Here is a 14,777-nt window from a genome sequence, read left to right as displayed (position 1 = left end):
GGCCTACGATGCAATGGTAGGCCGGGTAAGCGCAGCGCCACCCGGCAGTTTGTTAACGCCTAATCTCAAAAATCGCCGCCGAACGTGGCGGCATCGTGACCGTTAATACGTCATTGTCCCAGGCCGTTGCGTGTTGCACGGTGGATGGATATCCCTGAACTATCTTACCTTTCAGCCCGGTCAGTGAGAGTTCACAGCTCGCCTGATCGCCTTCGCGCCGCCACACTGCCAGCCACACTTTTCCATCCTCGGCCTGCATCCCCAGCGCCACCCACTCGTCGGTGAAGCTCGATAGCCCCAGCGGCCAGAACGGCAGCGCTGTTTTTAGCTGTTGACGTAGGGTTTTGTAGTAGCGAATTGCGTCCTGCACCTGATGGAACCCCTGTTCGGACAGTTCTGCCAGGTGGCCGCTTTGATGAATACGCAGTAGCATGGCCGAGACCTGGTTGAAGATCACCGCCTGTTCGTCATCGTCGCGCAGCGGATAGGACCAGATCGCCGCCTGTTCCGGCGTCACCGCCGTCGGAGCGTTGGCGGCGATGGTGGCGTATTTAAGGTAATCTTCCTGATCGCTGGTGGACTGAATCGAGCAGCGGCTCAGTAGCGCGTAGTCCATGCGCAGGCCGCCGCTGCCACAGTTTTCAATAATCAGCTGCGGATAACGGGCAAAGACGGCGTCCAGCCACGCCAGATACGCGCGGTTGTGTTTAAGCAGGCCGTCACCGACGCTGTCGGCGTGTTGCTCGGTACCGATCCCCGGTTCGATGTTGTAATCCATTTTGATGTAGCCCACGCCGTATTCGGTGACCAGACGGTCAATAACCTCGTCGGCGTGGCGCAGTACCGCCGGACAGGTGAAGTCCAGCTGGTAGCGGCTGCGGTCAAACACCCTCTTTCCGTGGCGCATAAAGAACCAGCTGTCGTCGGTTTCCGCCAGCTTCGGCGACTTCACGCCCATCACTTCCAGCTCCAGCCACAGGCCGGGGATCAATCCCTTCTCGCGGATGTAGCCAATCACGTACTGAATGCCTTCCGGGAAACGCTCGGCGCTCGGCAGCCACTGACCCACGCCGTTCCACCATTCGCCTTTGTCATACCAGCCGCAGTCGATGCAGAAGTATTCCGCGCCCGCTTCGGCGGCGGCATCGATAAGCGGCAGCAGCTTCGCGGTGGTAGGGTCGCCGAACAGGCAGTTCATATAGTCGTTAAAGATGACGCCCAGCCGCTGGTTATCATCGTTAAGGCGTCGGGTGCGGCGGCGATACTGCGTGAGGGTTGCGATGGCGTCGGTAAAGCCCGATTGTGTCACGCCTACCGCCACCGGCACCGAGCTGAACTCATCGCCCGGCCGTAGGTGTTTAAACCAGTGATGGTAAAACTCGTTCGGCCCGCCGATTTGCAGGTACAGATGGTTAGCCTGATCGCCAATTTCCCAGTGCCAGGAGCCGTTGTGCTCAATCTGCCAGAACAGACCTGCGCCAGTGTGCTTATCTTCAAGGTAGCCCATAGGCAGGTATTCTTTGCTCGACCATGCCCCGGTGTTGGTGTAGTGCAATGGCTTGGATGAGCGCTGTAGTCCCTTCTGAATGCATGGCATAAAGCCCAGTTCGTCGAAGGTATATTGCCGCCACTGCAGCTCGCGGGTCCAGCTGTTGTGGGGAATGTGCAGGCTAAAGTTGTCGCCCCAGTTTTTGGCGCTCTCTTTCTCGATGCCGTTAATCACAAAGCTGGAGAGGTACTCAACGGTAAACGGCGCATTGCCCTGGTTGCGGATGACGCTCCAACTGCGCAGCAGTGATAGGCGGGTATAAAACTGATAGTGTACCTCTACCTCGGCGGCGGTATGCATGTCGAACAGCGTAAATACCAGCTTGCGGCCATCGACGTTGCGGGTATCTTGATGCTGGCGATAGCGAAGCGTATAGCCCGGCGCGGTGGCGGTGAAGCCCGCGCCGTGGCGCTCCAGCGGCTTATCAAGGCCGGAGATATTTACCTCCACCAGGTTAAAACGCGACAGTTCATCGGCGTTGTGGCCGAGGGTTTCGGCATCGAACGGTAGGGCGGAAAAGTGCAACAGGCGCGCCCGGTCTTGTAAATCAAAGACCATGGTGATGCCGTTTTCAATCACGGTAAATAAGGCTGACATAGCGGCTCCTGAATGACAGAGTTAAGCCACAGGCGCGGGTTGCAGCACCCGGTTGCCTGAAAGCGTAAAGACGGAAATAACGGTGAAGCACAGGGCGATGGCGCCAAGGATGGTGTAGGACTCTTTAAAACCCATCACGTCGTACATGTTGCCGATGGCAGTGCTCATAAAAATCTGGCTGAACTGTTTGGCGAACTGGAAGCCAATCAGGTAGACGGTGGCGGAGAGCCGCCAGTCGAAGTTGGCCGAGATGTATTTCAGCGTGGCGATAATCAGAATTGAACTTTCAAAGCCGTGCAGCAGCTTCATGGTAGATATCAGGATCGGGCCAGTGGCCATCGCGCTGCCGATGATGCGAAACGCCATGATAAAGCCGCAGTAGAGCAGGGCGTTTTTCGGCCCGATGCGGTTGACAATCGCCGGGGCGAAGAACATGGTCAACGCGTCGAGGAAGATTTGTACCGTGTAGAGGTAGCCAAACACTTCCGCGCCGCGTTCACGGGTTTCGAAGAAGCTGCTGTAGTAAACGGCAAACTGCTGATCATAGGTTTCATACACCGCGCCGACGCCCACCATATAGAGCACCAGGAACCAGAAGCGGCGGGTTTTCAGCAGGGCGAACACGTCGCCGCGGTCGATCTTCAGCCGCTGTGGATTCAGCGCGTCCATGCCGCCCTGTTGGCCCGGACGGAAGAAGCACAGTAGCGCCGCCAGCACCAGGCCAGCGCAACTGGCCATGATAAAGATATAGTCGGGATTGATGGCGAACAGCTTGCCGGAGATAAAGGTTCCGACCGCCGCGCCGATGCCGCCCCACATTCTGGCGCGGCCAAATTCGAAGCCTTCGAGGCGCGAGACTTTATCGATCCACGCTTCGCAAATTCCACAGCCGCAGCCAAACGCCAGGCCGATAAACGCGCCGCCCGCCAGTGCCCCGGCGATAATGTTGATTTTCAGCAGCGGCGCGAAAACGAAGATCCACCACGGCGCGAAGGCGACCATCAGACCGGCCAGCATCCACATCAGATGCTTACGGAAATTCAGCTTGTCGGCCAGTATGCCGAAAACCGGCTGGAAGACTACGGCCACGATGGCGATGCAGGTATACACCATGCCGACTTCCGTGGAGTCGATGCCGATTTTTTCCGTGAGCCACAGCGAAAGCCAGGGAAAACAGGCGCCCCAGCAGATGAAGAAAAAGAGAAACCAGATGCTGGAGAGCAGGTAGTTCTCTTGTTTAACACCCTTTGCCAGTAACATATAAAACCTCATTTTTAGTAAACAAGATATTGTTACTTTAAAAATTAACCTATCCTCAGGGAAAGGGAGCGGTTGGCGAAGCGTGAATACGATCATGTTTAGCCGCGATATGAGCAATATGTTTCATGCAGATAGCGGCATTATCCATACGTAGCAGCGCGTTGACGTGGGGACTGGAAATCGGTCATTGCGGTGAAAAGCGCATAAAACTATAGTGAACAAAAATTTGTTTCTTTTTGGGAGCATCATGACGAAGCCGGTCAGGATCAGAAGTATTGCCGAGGCGTGCGGGCTTTCCGTTGCTGCGGTGTCCCGGGCGCTGAAAGGGCAGCCGGGGCTTAAAGAGGAGACTCGCCAGCGGGTGATGGCGGTGGCACAGGAGATGGGGTATGACTTTTCCCGTCTACGCGGCGATAAGGTAAAACGAGTGCTGTTTTTGCTCCATCGTCAGCATGATATCGCCCGCGCGCTGCCGTTTTACTCGCTGTTGCTGCTGGGGGTGGAAGATCACTGCCGCGAAAAAGGGATCGCGATGAGTTTTCTGTCGATCGGCCCCGGCGACAACGTTGAGGAGCAGATCGCGCTGCATCATCCAGACGCGCTAATCTGCGCAGGCTACTTTGAAAGTACGCTGATTATGGCAGTACAGAAAACCCAACTGCCAATGGTGCTGGTTGACCTGTGGGCGCCGGGCTTGCCGTGCGTTAACGTCGATAATCAGCGTGGCGGCTATCTGGCGACACGTCACCTGATAGACACGGGTCGCAGGAGGATTGCTTTCCTCGCCAGCACGGCCACGCACTACAGTATTCGCCAGCGTGAGAAGGGTTACCGTCAGGCGCTGTACGAGTCGAAAATGATAATGCCGCCGGAGTATGAAGTGATCGCCTCGCCGCTGGTGGATACCAGCCAGTCGCTGATCGCGGCGATGAATGAGCTGCTGTCGCTGACGGAGCCGCCGGACGCTATTTTTGCCTACAACGACGTGACGGCGATTGCCGCGATGAATATCTGCGAACAGCGCGGCTTCCGTGTTCCGCAGGATATCGCGATTGTCGGCTTTGACGATATTGAACCCGCCGCCTGGAGTCGTCCGGCGCTAACGACCATCGCGGTAGATAAACATCAGTTGGGCTACCGGGCGGTAGGGCTACTGCTGGAAGAGGCCACGGCGGCGGATGAGATGTTACCGGTGGCGCTGGTGGTGAGAGGCAGCACAGGCAAAGTCAGGAAGAGCGCTCAATAAACAATAAGCACCTAACGGTGCTCTTGCCCCTTTGGGGAGAGGCATTCCGGCACAGAGCTAAACCCTCACCCCAGCCCTCTCCCTTTTCAAGGGAGAGGGGGGCGCACCGCTCCCCTCTGTCACAGGCTGCCCGGCTTGCGGCTGGCGCGGCCCGTTGAGGTCAGCGTGGTGGCGGATTTCTTACCGTTCAAACTTTCCAGACGCATCTGGAACGGCGGGAACGGCATATCAATGCCGTGCTCACGGAAGCCCGCCAGAATCAGCTGATGCAGTTCGTGACGCAGCGGCATACGGTGGCCCATCTCGGCGGCGTAGATACGCAGCTCGAAAATCTGAATTCCCTGCTGTAAATCCACAAGGAACGCTTCCGGTGCGGGCGTATCGATCACCAGCGAGCAGCGGTGCGCGGCGGTTAACAGGATTTGCGCTACCTCTTCGCTGTTGGCATCCGACGGGGCCGGAATGCTCAGCACCACGCGGGTCACCGAATCCGACAGCGACCAGTTGATAAACTGCTCGGTGATAAAGGCCTTGTTCGGCACGATAATCTCCTTGCGGTCCCAGTCGCTGATGGTGGTGGCGCGGGTGTTGATTTTGGTCACGCTGCCGGTGAGGTCGCGAATGGTGACCGTATCGCCAATACGAATCGGCTTCTCAAACAGGATGATCAGGCCAGAGATAAAGTTGGCAAAAATCTCCTGTAAGCCAAAGCCGAGACCCACACCGAGCGCGGCGACCAGCCACTGCAGCTTCGACCACTCAATCCCCAGCAGCGAGAAGCCCATCAGCCCGCCAATCATCATCAGGATGTATTTGGTGATGGTGGTAATGGCGTAGCCGGTGCCCGGCGTCAGCGACAGGTGCTGCAGAATCGCCAGCTCCAGCAGCGCGGGGAGGTTACGCACCAGCTGAGTGGTGATAATCAGCACCAAAATGGCGATGAGCACGGCACCGAGGGTGATGGGTTCAATGCTTTCCACGCCCTGCACCGTTGAGGTCACGTCCCACAGCGAAATGTTCTCAAGGAAGCCGAACGCTGAGTGGATTTCCGACCACAGGATGATCACCGACACCAGCGCGATCAGCATCAGAATGGAGCGTACCAGGCGCAGCGACTGCTCGCTGATGGTATCGAGGTTCACTTCGCTCACCTCCTGCTCGGCAGACCCTTCCAGGCTGGTGGCATGCGTCTCTTCCTCACCGCGGGCGCGGTGCGCCAGCATTTCGGCACGCTTGTGTTTCGCGCGATCAAAGGCCAGACGGCGGCGCTGAATCAGCATCCAGCGGCGGATCACGTGGTAAATCACCAGCAGCAGGAACCAGATAGCCACCGATGTCTCCAGACGCGCCAACAGAGCCTGCGCGGTGGCGAGATAGCCGACGGCGGCGGCGAAAATGGCGACCAGCGGCGCACCGGTCATCAGGTTCCACAGCAGCAGGTTGATCCGGTTGTCGCCGCTGCCTTCTTTGTCGAGATAGAGCGGAATCCCGGCACGCTTCAGGCTGAGAGTGACCACCGCCAGCGCGCCGCAGATCAGGATAAAGCACAGCCTACCGAGCGATGCGGAGAACTCACGGTCGTTGAGATTATCGAACATAATCAGCGCCATAATCAGCGGCACGATAAGTCCGATACTCATCAGGTAATAGCGCATGGCGCGGGCCACGCGGAGCTGCGGCCAGCCAAAGTGAACAATAAACAGGCCGTTGGTGCGAGCGAAGGCAGCGCAAATCATCACCACCCACAGGAGCGGCACGGTAGCGGTGACGCCGTCGCCTATCGCCACGGCAAGCGGGTAGGGCCACGCCTCCTGGAGACCATAGCCCAGCGTCGCCCACAGCACCGGCAGCGGTGATGCCACCAGAATCGACCAGAACACCGTGCGCATGGTCAGCCAGAAGTGGTCCTGGGTGACTTTGCCGACGCGGGCGCTGGAACGCTCCAGGAAACGCGTGAAGTGTTTTCTCGAGCTGATGCTGAAGCCCACCAACAGCAGCGCGGCAAACAGCGGCAACAGGGTCTGACGGCTGGTGAGCATCATCACGCTGGCTTTGCCCAACTGGCTGAATGTGTCCAGCGAGATCAGACGACGCAGATCCTGCACAATTTCAATCGGCCAGCTGAAATCGATAGGCCGCACGTCGGAGGTCCAGAACAGATAGCGGTGGGTGGCTTCGTTCACCTCTTTGAGCGCGTCTTCCAGCTGGCTGTTGGAGACTTTCAGCTTGGTTAGCTCAAGAATCAGCGTGTCGCCGCCCTGCAGCAGCGAGTTCAGCAGCTCGCGCTGGGTTCGCAGTTGGGCTTCAAGAATACGGTTTTCTTCGCTGGTCAGCGGCTGGCCGTCGGCCTGGCGAATTTGCCGCAGCTGCGGCTGCTTATTGAGCAGGTCCTCATAACGTAAACGGTGAACGCGCAGCTGCGCCATCTCGGTATCAAGCTGCTGCGGCTTCGGCATTTCCGGCAGACGCGCAACCTGCGCGCGCAGGGCTTCACCCAGCAGATTCGAGGAACCAAGCCACTGAGACTGCTCGCGCAGAGTGTTCAACGCCTGGCGTACCTGCAGCGTCTGATTTGCCGCCTGGCGCTGCTGGGAGGCGACCAGGTCCATGCGCTGCGCCTGCTGGTTTAACGCCTGGGAAAGCTCACGGTTGATTCTGAACTGTTCAACGATGCTGGCCGGCAGGTTCTCGCTGTTTTCTGCCAGCAGCTCGGTGCTTTCCAACGCCCGTTCCGCTTCGCGCTGGCGCTGACTGTTGAGCTGATTGCGTAAAGCTTGCAGGTAGGCGTCGAGCTGTTCGCCCTGCTTTTGCGCCAGCTCTGAGCGCATGCGCGCCAGCTCCTGGCGATTGTTGGCGGAAAGCTGCGCCAGCTCCAGCTCATCAACCAGCGCCTTCAGCTTGCTGGCGTCGGCCTGTAGGCTCAAATTTTGCGCCTGCGCCAGCGGCGTATTGCCGGTCTGGGTGCCGATACGGCGTTCAACGTCGTTGAGCTGGCGGCGGGCGTCGGTCTGCTGCTGCGGAAGCTGGTTGAGGGAGTCGGCAATATCGCGGGCGCGTTCCTGTTCCTGCTGGGCCTGACGGCTTTTTTCCAGCAGCTGGCTGCTGACCTGCAGAATCTCCTGGTTCAGCGCGTCGGTGCTCATGCCGTCCGGCACCTGACGCGGTTCATCGCGCAGATTGTTGAGCTGATTACGCAGCGTCTGGGAGAGTTTGGGGAAGTTGTCGATGACCTGCTGGTACTGCGCGGCACGCTCGAGCGAGCCTTTTTGCTCCTCCAGCGCGGTGAGGGCGCTTTGCAGCGCCTCGACGGTATCAGGCTGAGCGGGCTTCGCCGCTTTCGCCTGTTCTAATTCCTGGGCAATTTGCCGGGCGTTGGGGGCGGTCGCTGCGAACGCCCCCTGGCTGAGGCACCAGGCCATCAGTAAAGTGATAATCAGGCGCACGTCAGACCCTTATTTGGCTATTAGCTTTTTTCTTGCGTGTCGTCAGCCTGCGGGGCGACGTCCTGCTCTACAACCGTTTCTGCTACGGGTTCTACAACCGCTTCCGGTTCGGCTACCGCTTCGGTAGAGACGGCCAGCGGCTCGCCCAGACGGGTAACGGAGAGATTTTGCAGATGTTCGACCAGCGTGACTTTGCCCGGTGCAAACAGGTTGATCACCGTAGAACCCAGCTTGAAGCGGCCCATCTCCTGGCCTTTCAACAGCGCAACGGAACCTTCCTGATCGCCCGCCGGGTAGGTCCAGCGTTTGATGATGCCTTCGCGCGGCGGTGTGACGGTGCCGGCCCACACGGTTTCGATGCTGCCAACGATGGTGGCACCCACCAGAATCTGCGCCATCGGACCAAATTCGGTATCGAACAGGCAGATAACGCGTTCGTTACGGGCAAACAGGTTCGGTACGTTCTGGGCGGTCAGGTGGTTGACGGAGAACAGATCGCCCGGCACGTAGATCATCTCGCGCAGGATACCGTTGCACGGCATGTGGACGCGGTGATAGTCGCGCGGCGACAGATAGGTGGTGGCGAAGGTGCCGTTGCGGAAAAGGTCGGCCATGATGTAGTTGCCGGCCAGCAGCGCTTCCAGCGAATAGTTGTGGCCTTTCGCCTGTAAAATTTTGTCGTCTTCAATGGCGCCAAGCTGGCTGATCGCGCCGTCGGCTGGCATGACCAGCACGCTCGGGTCGGTGTTGACCGTGCGGACGTCTTCACGCAGCGGGCGAACGAAGAAATCGTTAAAGGTGCGGTAGCTGGCGGTATCCGGCTTCTGCGCCTCTTTCATATCGACCTTGTAGAACTTCACGAACAGATCGATAACCAGTTTGGTCAGCCATCCCGCTCGTTTGCTCGCACCCCAGCCTGCGAGACGCGTAAGCCACAGTTTAGGCAGAATGTATTGCAGTGAAAGTTTAAACGAGTTTAACAAGGTAGCCTCCAGGCCATTATGTGTCGATCCTGATCCAACGCCAGGCGTTGGATCTTTAAAGAAAAGCGGCCGATTCTAGCGAGAGTTGACGCAAATGTCAGTCGGCAAAATCATAGTTCTCAATTATCGATGTCTGAAAAGTTTTTACGCGTTTTTACCTGCGCCATGGTTTCCAGAATGCGGTGATAATTTTCAAAACGGGTCTCGGCGATCTTCCCTTGCTCAACGGCTTCGCGGATGGCGCAGCCGGGGTCGGTATCGTGCTTACAGTCGCGGTATTTACAGTGGCCGAGGTAGTCATGGAATTCGACAAACCCGTTGGTGATTTGTTCCGGGTCGAGGTGCCACAGGCCAAATTCACGCACGCCGGGGGAGTCAATCACGTCGCCGCCGTGCGGGAAGTGATACAGGCGCGCCGCCGTGGTGGTGTGCTGGCCCAGACCTGAGACATCGGAGACGTCATTGGTCAGAATGCGATCGTCGTTCAGCCCCAGCAGGGCGTTCAGCAGGCTCGATTTTCCGACGCCAGATTGCCCGGCAAAGATGCTGATGCGGTTAGTGAGCGCTTCTTCCAACGGTTTCAGGCCATCCTGAGTATGGCTGGACGCCATCAGAACGGTATAGCCAATCTTGCGGTAGATATCCATCTGCTCGTTGACGAACGCCATGCCCTCATCGTCCAGCAGGTCAATTTTGTTCAGCACCAGCAGCGGCTCGACGTTAAGCGTTTCGCAGGCCACCAGATAACGGTCGATAATATTCAGCGACAGCTCCGGCAAAATGGCTGAGACGATGACGATCTGATTGATATTAGCGGCGATCGGCTTCACGCCGTCGTAAAAGTCCGGGCGGGTGAGTACCGAGGTACGCTCGTGAACCGCTTCGACGATCCCTTTTACGTTGACGCCTTCAGCAGCGGCTTTCCCCGGACGCCAGACCACGCGGTCGCCGGTCACCAGCGAACGGATAGTACGACGGATGTTGCAGCGGTGGGTTTCGCCATCGGCGGACTCCACGTCTGCGTGCATCCCAAAGCGGCTGATGACGATGCCTTCGGCGGCTTCGCCAAACAGATTATCGTCGTAATCGGGCTTCTCCGCGGCTGTTGTCAGGCGGCGCTGGTGGTTAGCCTTAACGCGGCGCTGCTGACCTTTGGAGAGTTTATTTTTACTCAATCGTGCTGACTCCTGGTCGCCCCAGTGGGGCAAAACCTCTATGATACACGCTAATTAATACTAGTTAACCCGCAGCGGCAGGTTAGACAAGAAGGGTGGAAAATAACATGAGTGCAGATGAAAACAACCTGATTTGGATCGATCTGGAGATGACTGGCCTGGATCCCGAGCGCGATCGCATTATTGAAATCGCGACGCTGGTGACCGACGCGCAGCTCAATATCCTGGCGGAAGGGCCAACCATTGCGGTCCATCAGTCTGATGCTCAACTGGCGCTGATGGATGACTGGAACGTACGTACGCATACCGGTAGCGGCCTGGTGGATCGCGTGAAGGCGAGCACGCTGGGCGACCGTGAAGCCGAACTGGCGACGCTGGAGTTCCTGAAGCAGTGGGTACCGGCGGGCAAATCGCCGATTTGCGGCAACAGCATCGGCCAGGACCGTCGTTTCCTGTTTAAATACATGCCGGAGCTGGAAGCCTACTTCCACTACCGCTATCTGGACGTGAGCACGCTCAAAGAGCTGGCGCGCCGCTGGAAGCCGGAGATTCTGCCGGGCTTTAAAAAGCAGGGCACTCACCAGGCGATGGATGATATTCGCGAGTCGGTGGCGGAGCTGGCCTACTATCGTGAGCATTTTATTCAACTTTAAGGTGTAAATGGGATGAATCGGCGTTAAAATAATCAACTTGCCGATTTATCCAGCAGTTGAACGGATTTTTTAAAAAATCGCTTCAGGGGGGGTTGCAGGGGAAAAGAATTCTCGTATAATGCGCCTCCCGTAACGAAGCAGAAATGCGAATTACGACAGCAACAAAAATTGCCAGATTTTGCGGGAATAGCTCAGTTGGTAGAGCACGACCTTGCCAAGGTCGGGGTCGCGAGTTCGAGTCTCGTTTCCCGCTCCAAAAATTTGAAAGCAGTAGCAGTACCAAGCACCCAAGCGGGAATAGCTCAGTTGGTAGAGCACGACCTTGCCAAGGTCGGGGTCGCGAGTTCGAGTCTCGTTTCCCGCTCCAAAATTTGAAAGCAGTAGACACACCCAAGCGGGAATAGCTCAGTTGGTAGAGCACGACCTTGCCAAGGTCGGGGTCGCGAGTTCGAGTCTCGTTTCCCGCTCCAAATTTTCTTCCAGAATAAAATTACTTCCACAACGCAAATTGTCGTTGAGGTTGTTTTTTTCGTTTCCGAAACACTCTTGTAAACAGACTTATCCACAGGCTGTCATCAGCTTCTTCGTACGCTAATTTTCTTAAGATTTTTACAACTTTAATTATGTTGTTGATATATATGAGAATATATCATTTCAAAATGTTAGCGAGATCGCTTGACGAACTTTGGCGTGTTGAAACGCAATGCCTTTTTATTTTTACTCACAGGCTGTGAATAGATTACGCGTCGCGCGGCAGGCCTTTTTCTACCACTCGCACCAGACGCTGTTTTTTCGGTAGCTGGACCTCTACAGCCCCCTCGTTACGACGGGCAATTTGCTGCGCAATCGCCCACGCGATGTGCTCATCGAGAAGTGGGTGCTCACCTCGGCGACTCTCCAGCGCGTTAAGCGCGGCTTCGCTCCACGGCGCGTTGCCGAGCGCGACGGCAATATTGCGTAGCCAGCGCAGGTGGCCGATACGGCGAATAGCGGAACCTTCGGTCACTTTCAGAAAATGGGCCTCACTCCAGGCGAACAGTTCAATCAGCTCAGGGGCGTGCAGCGCTTTGCGCGGGCTGAAGTCAGCTTCGTCGGTAAGCTGTGAGAAGCGGTTCCATGGGCAGATTAGCTGGCAGTCGTCGCAGCCGTAAATACGATTGCCCAATAGTGGACGAAATTCTTCCGGGATCGCGCCTTCCAGTTCAATGGTCAGGTAGGAGATGCAGCGGCGAGCGTCGACGGTATAAGGCTCAACAATCGCCCCTGTCGGGCAGATGGTCATACAGGCCACGCAGCGCCCGCACTCTTCGGCCACCGGTTGGTCGACGGGCAGCGGAATATCCACCAACAGTTCGCCGAGGAAAAAGAACGATCCGGCATCGCGGTTGAGGATTAGTGAGTGCTTACCTGTCCAGCCAATTCCCGCTTTTTCCGCTAATGGGCGCTCAAGAATAGGCGCTGAGTCAACAAACGGTCTAAAATTCAGCGAGACGCACTGTTCCTGAATCATTTCGCCGAGCTTTTTAAGGCGGTTACGCAACAGCTTATGATAATCACGCCCCAGGGCATAACGGCTGACGTAACCGAGCTCGGGATTTTTCAGCGTGCGGGCAAAGGCTGCATTGGCGGGAAGATAGTTCATGCGAACGCTAATGACCCGGAGCGTTCCGGGTTGCAGTTCGTGCGGACGGGCGCGCATCATTCCGTGCCGCGCCATCCATTCCATCTCGCCGTGGTATTGTTTATCCAGCCATGCCTGCAGTTTGGGCTCAGAGGCGCTGAGATCGGTATCGGTAATGCCGACCTGCTGAAAGCCCAGTTCAGTGCCCCACAGTTTGATTTGTTGCGCTAATTGATTGAGATCGAGGGGCTGTGACATGACGGACCATACATTGACAAGAAACCCCCAAAGTATACCACACTCCATTTGGCCTGCGGATGCGCTGCGTCGCGCCGAAAAAACGGCGGCAGCGGATCTTGGCATCTCCCTTTACGAACTCATGCAGCGCGCCGGTCAGGCGGCGTTTGAGGTGGCCCGCGCGGCGTATCCCGCCTCAAGCCGCTGGCTAATTCTTTGCGGCCATGGCAATAACGGCGGCGACGGCTACGTGGTCGCGCGCCTGGCACAGGCGGCGGGGATTCGCGTCACGCTGCTGGCGCAGGATAGCGAAAAACCGCTGCCGGACGAGGCGCTCGCCGCTCGCGAGGCGTGGCTGGAAGCGGGCGGTGTTATCCACGCGACGGATATCCCGTGGCCAAAGGATACCGATCTGATTATTGATGGCCTACTGGGTACCGGGCTGCAAAATGCGCCACGTGACCCCATCGCAAGCCTGATAGCGCAAGCGAATCGTTTCCCGGCGCCGATTATCGCGCTGGATATTCCCTCCGGACTTAACGCTCAGACCGGCGCGACGCCGGGAGCGGTGATTGATGCTGCGCACACCATCACGTTTATCGCCCTGAAACCGGGGTTACTGACCGGTAAAGCGCGTGATGTGGTCGGCACGCTGCATCATCATGCGCTGGAATTAGAGTCGTGGCTGGCAGAACACCCCACACATATTCAGCGTCTGGATGCCTCGCAGCTGGCGCAATGGTTGACCCCGCGTCGTCCTACCTCGCACAAAGGCGATCACGGCCGTCTGGTGCTGATCGGCGGCGATCACGGCACTGCCGGGGCCATCCGCATGGCCGGTGAAGCGGCGCTGCGGGCGGGGGCAGGCCTGGTGCGTGTACTCACCCGCGCGGAAAACGTCGCGCCGATTATCACCGCCCGTCCTGAACTGATGGTGCATGAGCTGACGCCGCAGCTGCTTGATGAAAGTCTGGAATGGGCCGATGTGGTGGTGATTGGCCCCGGCTTGGGTCAGGCGGAGTGGGGCAAACAGGCGCTGCGCAAAGTGGAAAACGTCCGTAAACCGACGCTTTGGGACGCCGACGCTTTGAACCTGCTGGCATTCAATCCGGATAAACGTCACAATCGCGTGATCACGCCGCACCCCGGCGAGGCCGCGCGTTTGCTCAACTGCCGGGTGGCAGAAATTGAGGACGATCGCTTACTTTCTGCACAGCGTCTGGTACAACGGTACGGTGGCGTTGCGGTGCTGAAAGGCGCGGGGACGGTGGTGGCTGATGAACACGGCTCGCTCAGTATTATTGATGCCGGAAATGCCGGTATGGCCAGCGGCGGCATGGGCGATGTGCTTTCGGGCATTATTGGCGCATTGCTGGGGCAGGCCTTATCGCCGTATGATGCTGCGTGCGCAGGGTGTATCGCCCACGGCGCGGCGGCGGACAAGCTGGCTGCGCGCTATGGCACCCGCGGAATGCTGGCGACCGATCTCTTTTCCACGCTACGGCGTGTTGTTAACCCGGATGTGATTGACGTAGACCATGATTAATCGAGTGATTCCTTTACCTGACGAGCAGGCAACCCTGGACCTTGGCAACCGAGTGGCGCAGGCCTGCGTCGGCGCGACGGTCATCTATCTGTACGGCGATTTAGGCGCGGGGAAAACCACCTTCAGCCGCGGATTCCTGCAGGCGTTGGGGCATAACGGCAACGTCAAAAGCCCGACCTATACGCTGGTCGAACCGTACCAGCTCGATAACCTGATGGTTTACCATTTTGATCTTTACCGTCTTGCGGATCCCGAGGAGCTCGAATTTATGGGGATCCGCGATTACTTTGCTAACGATGCCATCTGCCTGGTGGAATGGCCGCAACAGGGCGCAGGTGTTCTGCCCGAGCCGGATATCGAAATACACTTAGATTACCAGGCGCAAGGGCGTGAGGCGCGCATTGCCGCGGTCTCCTCATTAGGTGAGTCTCTGCTGGCGCGGTTTGCCGGTTAATTTAAGGGATCCC

At 57.6% G+C, this 14,777-nt stretch carries 10 protein-coding genes and 3 tRNA genes; 7 read left to right on the top strand and 6 right to left on the bottom strand.

The window, feature by feature from the left end:
* Positions 1–52: 52 nt before the first annotated feature.
* Positions 53–2,146: a glycoside hydrolase family 36 protein gene (locus ABTW00_RS21360; protein ID WP_433637488.1), complete on the bottom strand. Its 2,094-nt coding sequence runs from the start codon at positions 2,144–2,146 to the stop codon at positions 53–55.
* A gap of 21 nt (positions 2,147–2,167) precedes the next feature.
* Positions 2,168–3,406, bottom strand: coding sequence for an oligosaccharide MFS transporter (locus tag ABTW00_RS21355; RefSeq protein WP_065356631.1), 1,239 nt, complete (start codon positions 3,404–3,406; stop codon positions 2,168–2,170).
* Between the two features lie 247 nt (positions 3,407–3,653).
* Here ABTW00_RS21355 and ABTW00_RS21350 point away from each other — a divergent pair, with 247 nt between their 5' ends.
* A complete protein-coding gene (locus tag ABTW00_RS21350) occupies positions 3,654–4,652 on the top strand; it encodes a LacI family DNA-binding transcriptional regulator (RefSeq protein ID WP_064546841.1) in 999 nt (332 codons plus the stop codon).
* Positions 4,653–4,771: 119 nt separating this feature from the next.
* Here the strand turns inward: ABTW00_RS21350 and mscM are convergent, their stop codons facing one another.
* From mscM to rsgA, 3 genes are all read right to left on the bottom strand, one after another.
* Entirely contained in the window at positions 4,772–8,095 is a 3,324-nt protein-coding gene (mscM, locus tag ABTW00_RS21345) for a miniconductance mechanosensitive channel MscM (RefSeq protein ID WP_433637484.1), read from the bottom strand.
* A gap of 20 nt (positions 8,096–8,115) precedes the next feature.
* The gene (asd, locus tag ABTW00_RS21340) at positions 8,116–9,078 is read right to left on the bottom strand and encodes an archaetidylserine decarboxylase (protein ID WP_064546834.1); all 963 of its coding nucleotides are present in this window, start codon (positions 9,076–9,078) and stop codon (positions 8,116–8,118) included.
* A gap of 119 nt (positions 9,079–9,197) precedes the next feature.
* Complete coding sequence (gene rsgA, locus ABTW00_RS21335) at positions 9,198–10,253, bottom strand: small ribosomal subunit biogenesis GTPase RsgA (protein WP_065356634.1); 1,056 nt, start codon at positions 10,251–10,253, stop codon at positions 9,198–9,200.
* 107 nt (positions 10,254–10,360) lie between these two features.
* Between rsgA and orn the strand changes: the two genes are divergently transcribed.
* The 4 genes from orn to ABTW00_RS21315 all read left to right on the top strand — a co-directional run bounded on the left by orn (position 10,361) and on the right by ABTW00_RS21315 (position 11,376).
* Positions 10,361–10,906, top strand: a complete 546-nt coding sequence (orn, locus tag ABTW00_RS21330) for an oligoribonuclease (RefSeq protein ID WP_064546838.1) — start codon at positions 10,361–10,363, stop codon at positions 10,904–10,906.
* A gap of 180 nt (positions 10,907–11,086) precedes the next feature.
* Positions 11,087–11,162, top strand: a tRNA-Gly gene (locus tag ABTW00_RS21325).
* 35 nt (positions 11,163–11,197) lie between these two features.
* A tRNA-Gly gene (locus ABTW00_RS21320) sits at positions 11,198–11,273 on the top strand.
* A gap of 27 nt (positions 11,274–11,300) precedes the next feature.
* Positions 11,301–11,376: transfer RNA gene (locus tag ABTW00_RS21315), tRNA-Gly, on the top strand.
* A 269-nt stretch (positions 11,377–11,645) separates the two neighbouring features.
* On the opposite strand, the gene queG is transcribed toward ABTW00_RS21315, so the two are convergent.
* Positions 11,646–12,785 carry a tRNA epoxyqueuosine(34) reductase QueG gene (queG, locus tag ABTW00_RS21310; RefSeq protein WP_433637480.1) on the bottom strand — a complete coding sequence of 380 codons (1,140 nt, stop codon included), beginning with the start codon at positions 12,783–12,785 and terminating at the stop codon, positions 11,646–11,648.
* Here queG and nnr point away from each other — a divergent pair.
* The gene (nnr, locus tag ABTW00_RS21305; RefSeq protein WP_433637477.1) at positions 12,784–14,310 is read left to right on the top strand and encodes a bifunctional ADP-dependent NAD(P)H-hydrate dehydratase/NAD(P)H-hydrate epimerase; all 1,527 of its coding nucleotides are present in this window, start codon (positions 12,784–12,786) and stop codon (positions 14,308–14,310) included. The two genes, queG and nnr, sit on opposite strands and share 2 nt — an antisense overlap.
* The gene (gene tsaE, locus ABTW00_RS21300) at positions 14,303–14,764 is read left to right on the top strand and encodes a tRNA (adenosine(37)-N6)-threonylcarbamoyltransferase complex ATPase subunit type 1 TsaE (protein ID WP_065356637.1); all 462 of its coding nucleotides are present in this window, start codon (positions 14,303–14,305) and stop codon (positions 14,762–14,764) included. The genes nnr and tsaE overlap by 8 nt, the downstream gene beginning before the upstream one ends.
* Positions 14,765–14,777: the final 13 nt, after the last annotated feature.

It is taken from the genome of Kluyvera georgiana (genome assembly GCF_050990895.1).
In the GTDB taxonomy this organism is placed as follows: Bacteria; Pseudomonadota; Gammaproteobacteria; order Enterobacterales; family Enterobacteriaceae; genus Kluyvera; species Kluyvera georgiana.
The sequence above is the reverse complement of the archived record's forward strand: the minus strand, read 5'-3'. Positions and strand labels throughout refer to the sequence as shown.

Coding starts and splice junctions, on each gene's coding strand:
- ABTW00_RS21360 (WP_433637488.1), bottom strand. CDS start 2,146: ATGTCAGCCTTATTTACCGTGATTGAAAACGGCATCACCATGGTCTTT.
- ABTW00_RS21355 (WP_065356631.1), bottom strand. CDS start 3,406: ATGTTACTGGCAAAGGGTGTTAAACAAGAGAACTACCTGCTCTCCAGC.
- ABTW00_RS21350 (WP_064546841.1), top strand. CDS start 3,654: ATGACGAAGCCGGTCAGGATCAGAAGTATTGCCGAGGCGTGCGGGCTT.
- orn (WP_064546838.1), top strand. CDS start 10,361: ATGAGTGCAGATGAAAACAACCTGATTTGGATCGATCTGGAGATGACT.
- nnr (WP_433637477.1), top strand. CDS start 12,784: ATGACGGACCATACATTGACAAGAAACCCCCAAAGTATACCACACTCC.
- queG (WP_433637480.1), bottom strand. CDS start 12,785: ATGTCACAGCCCCTCGATCTCAATCAATTAGCGCAACAAATCAAACTG.
- tsaE (WP_065356637.1), top strand. CDS start 14,303: ATGATTAATCGAGTGATTCCTTTACCTGACGAGCAGGCAACCCTGGAC.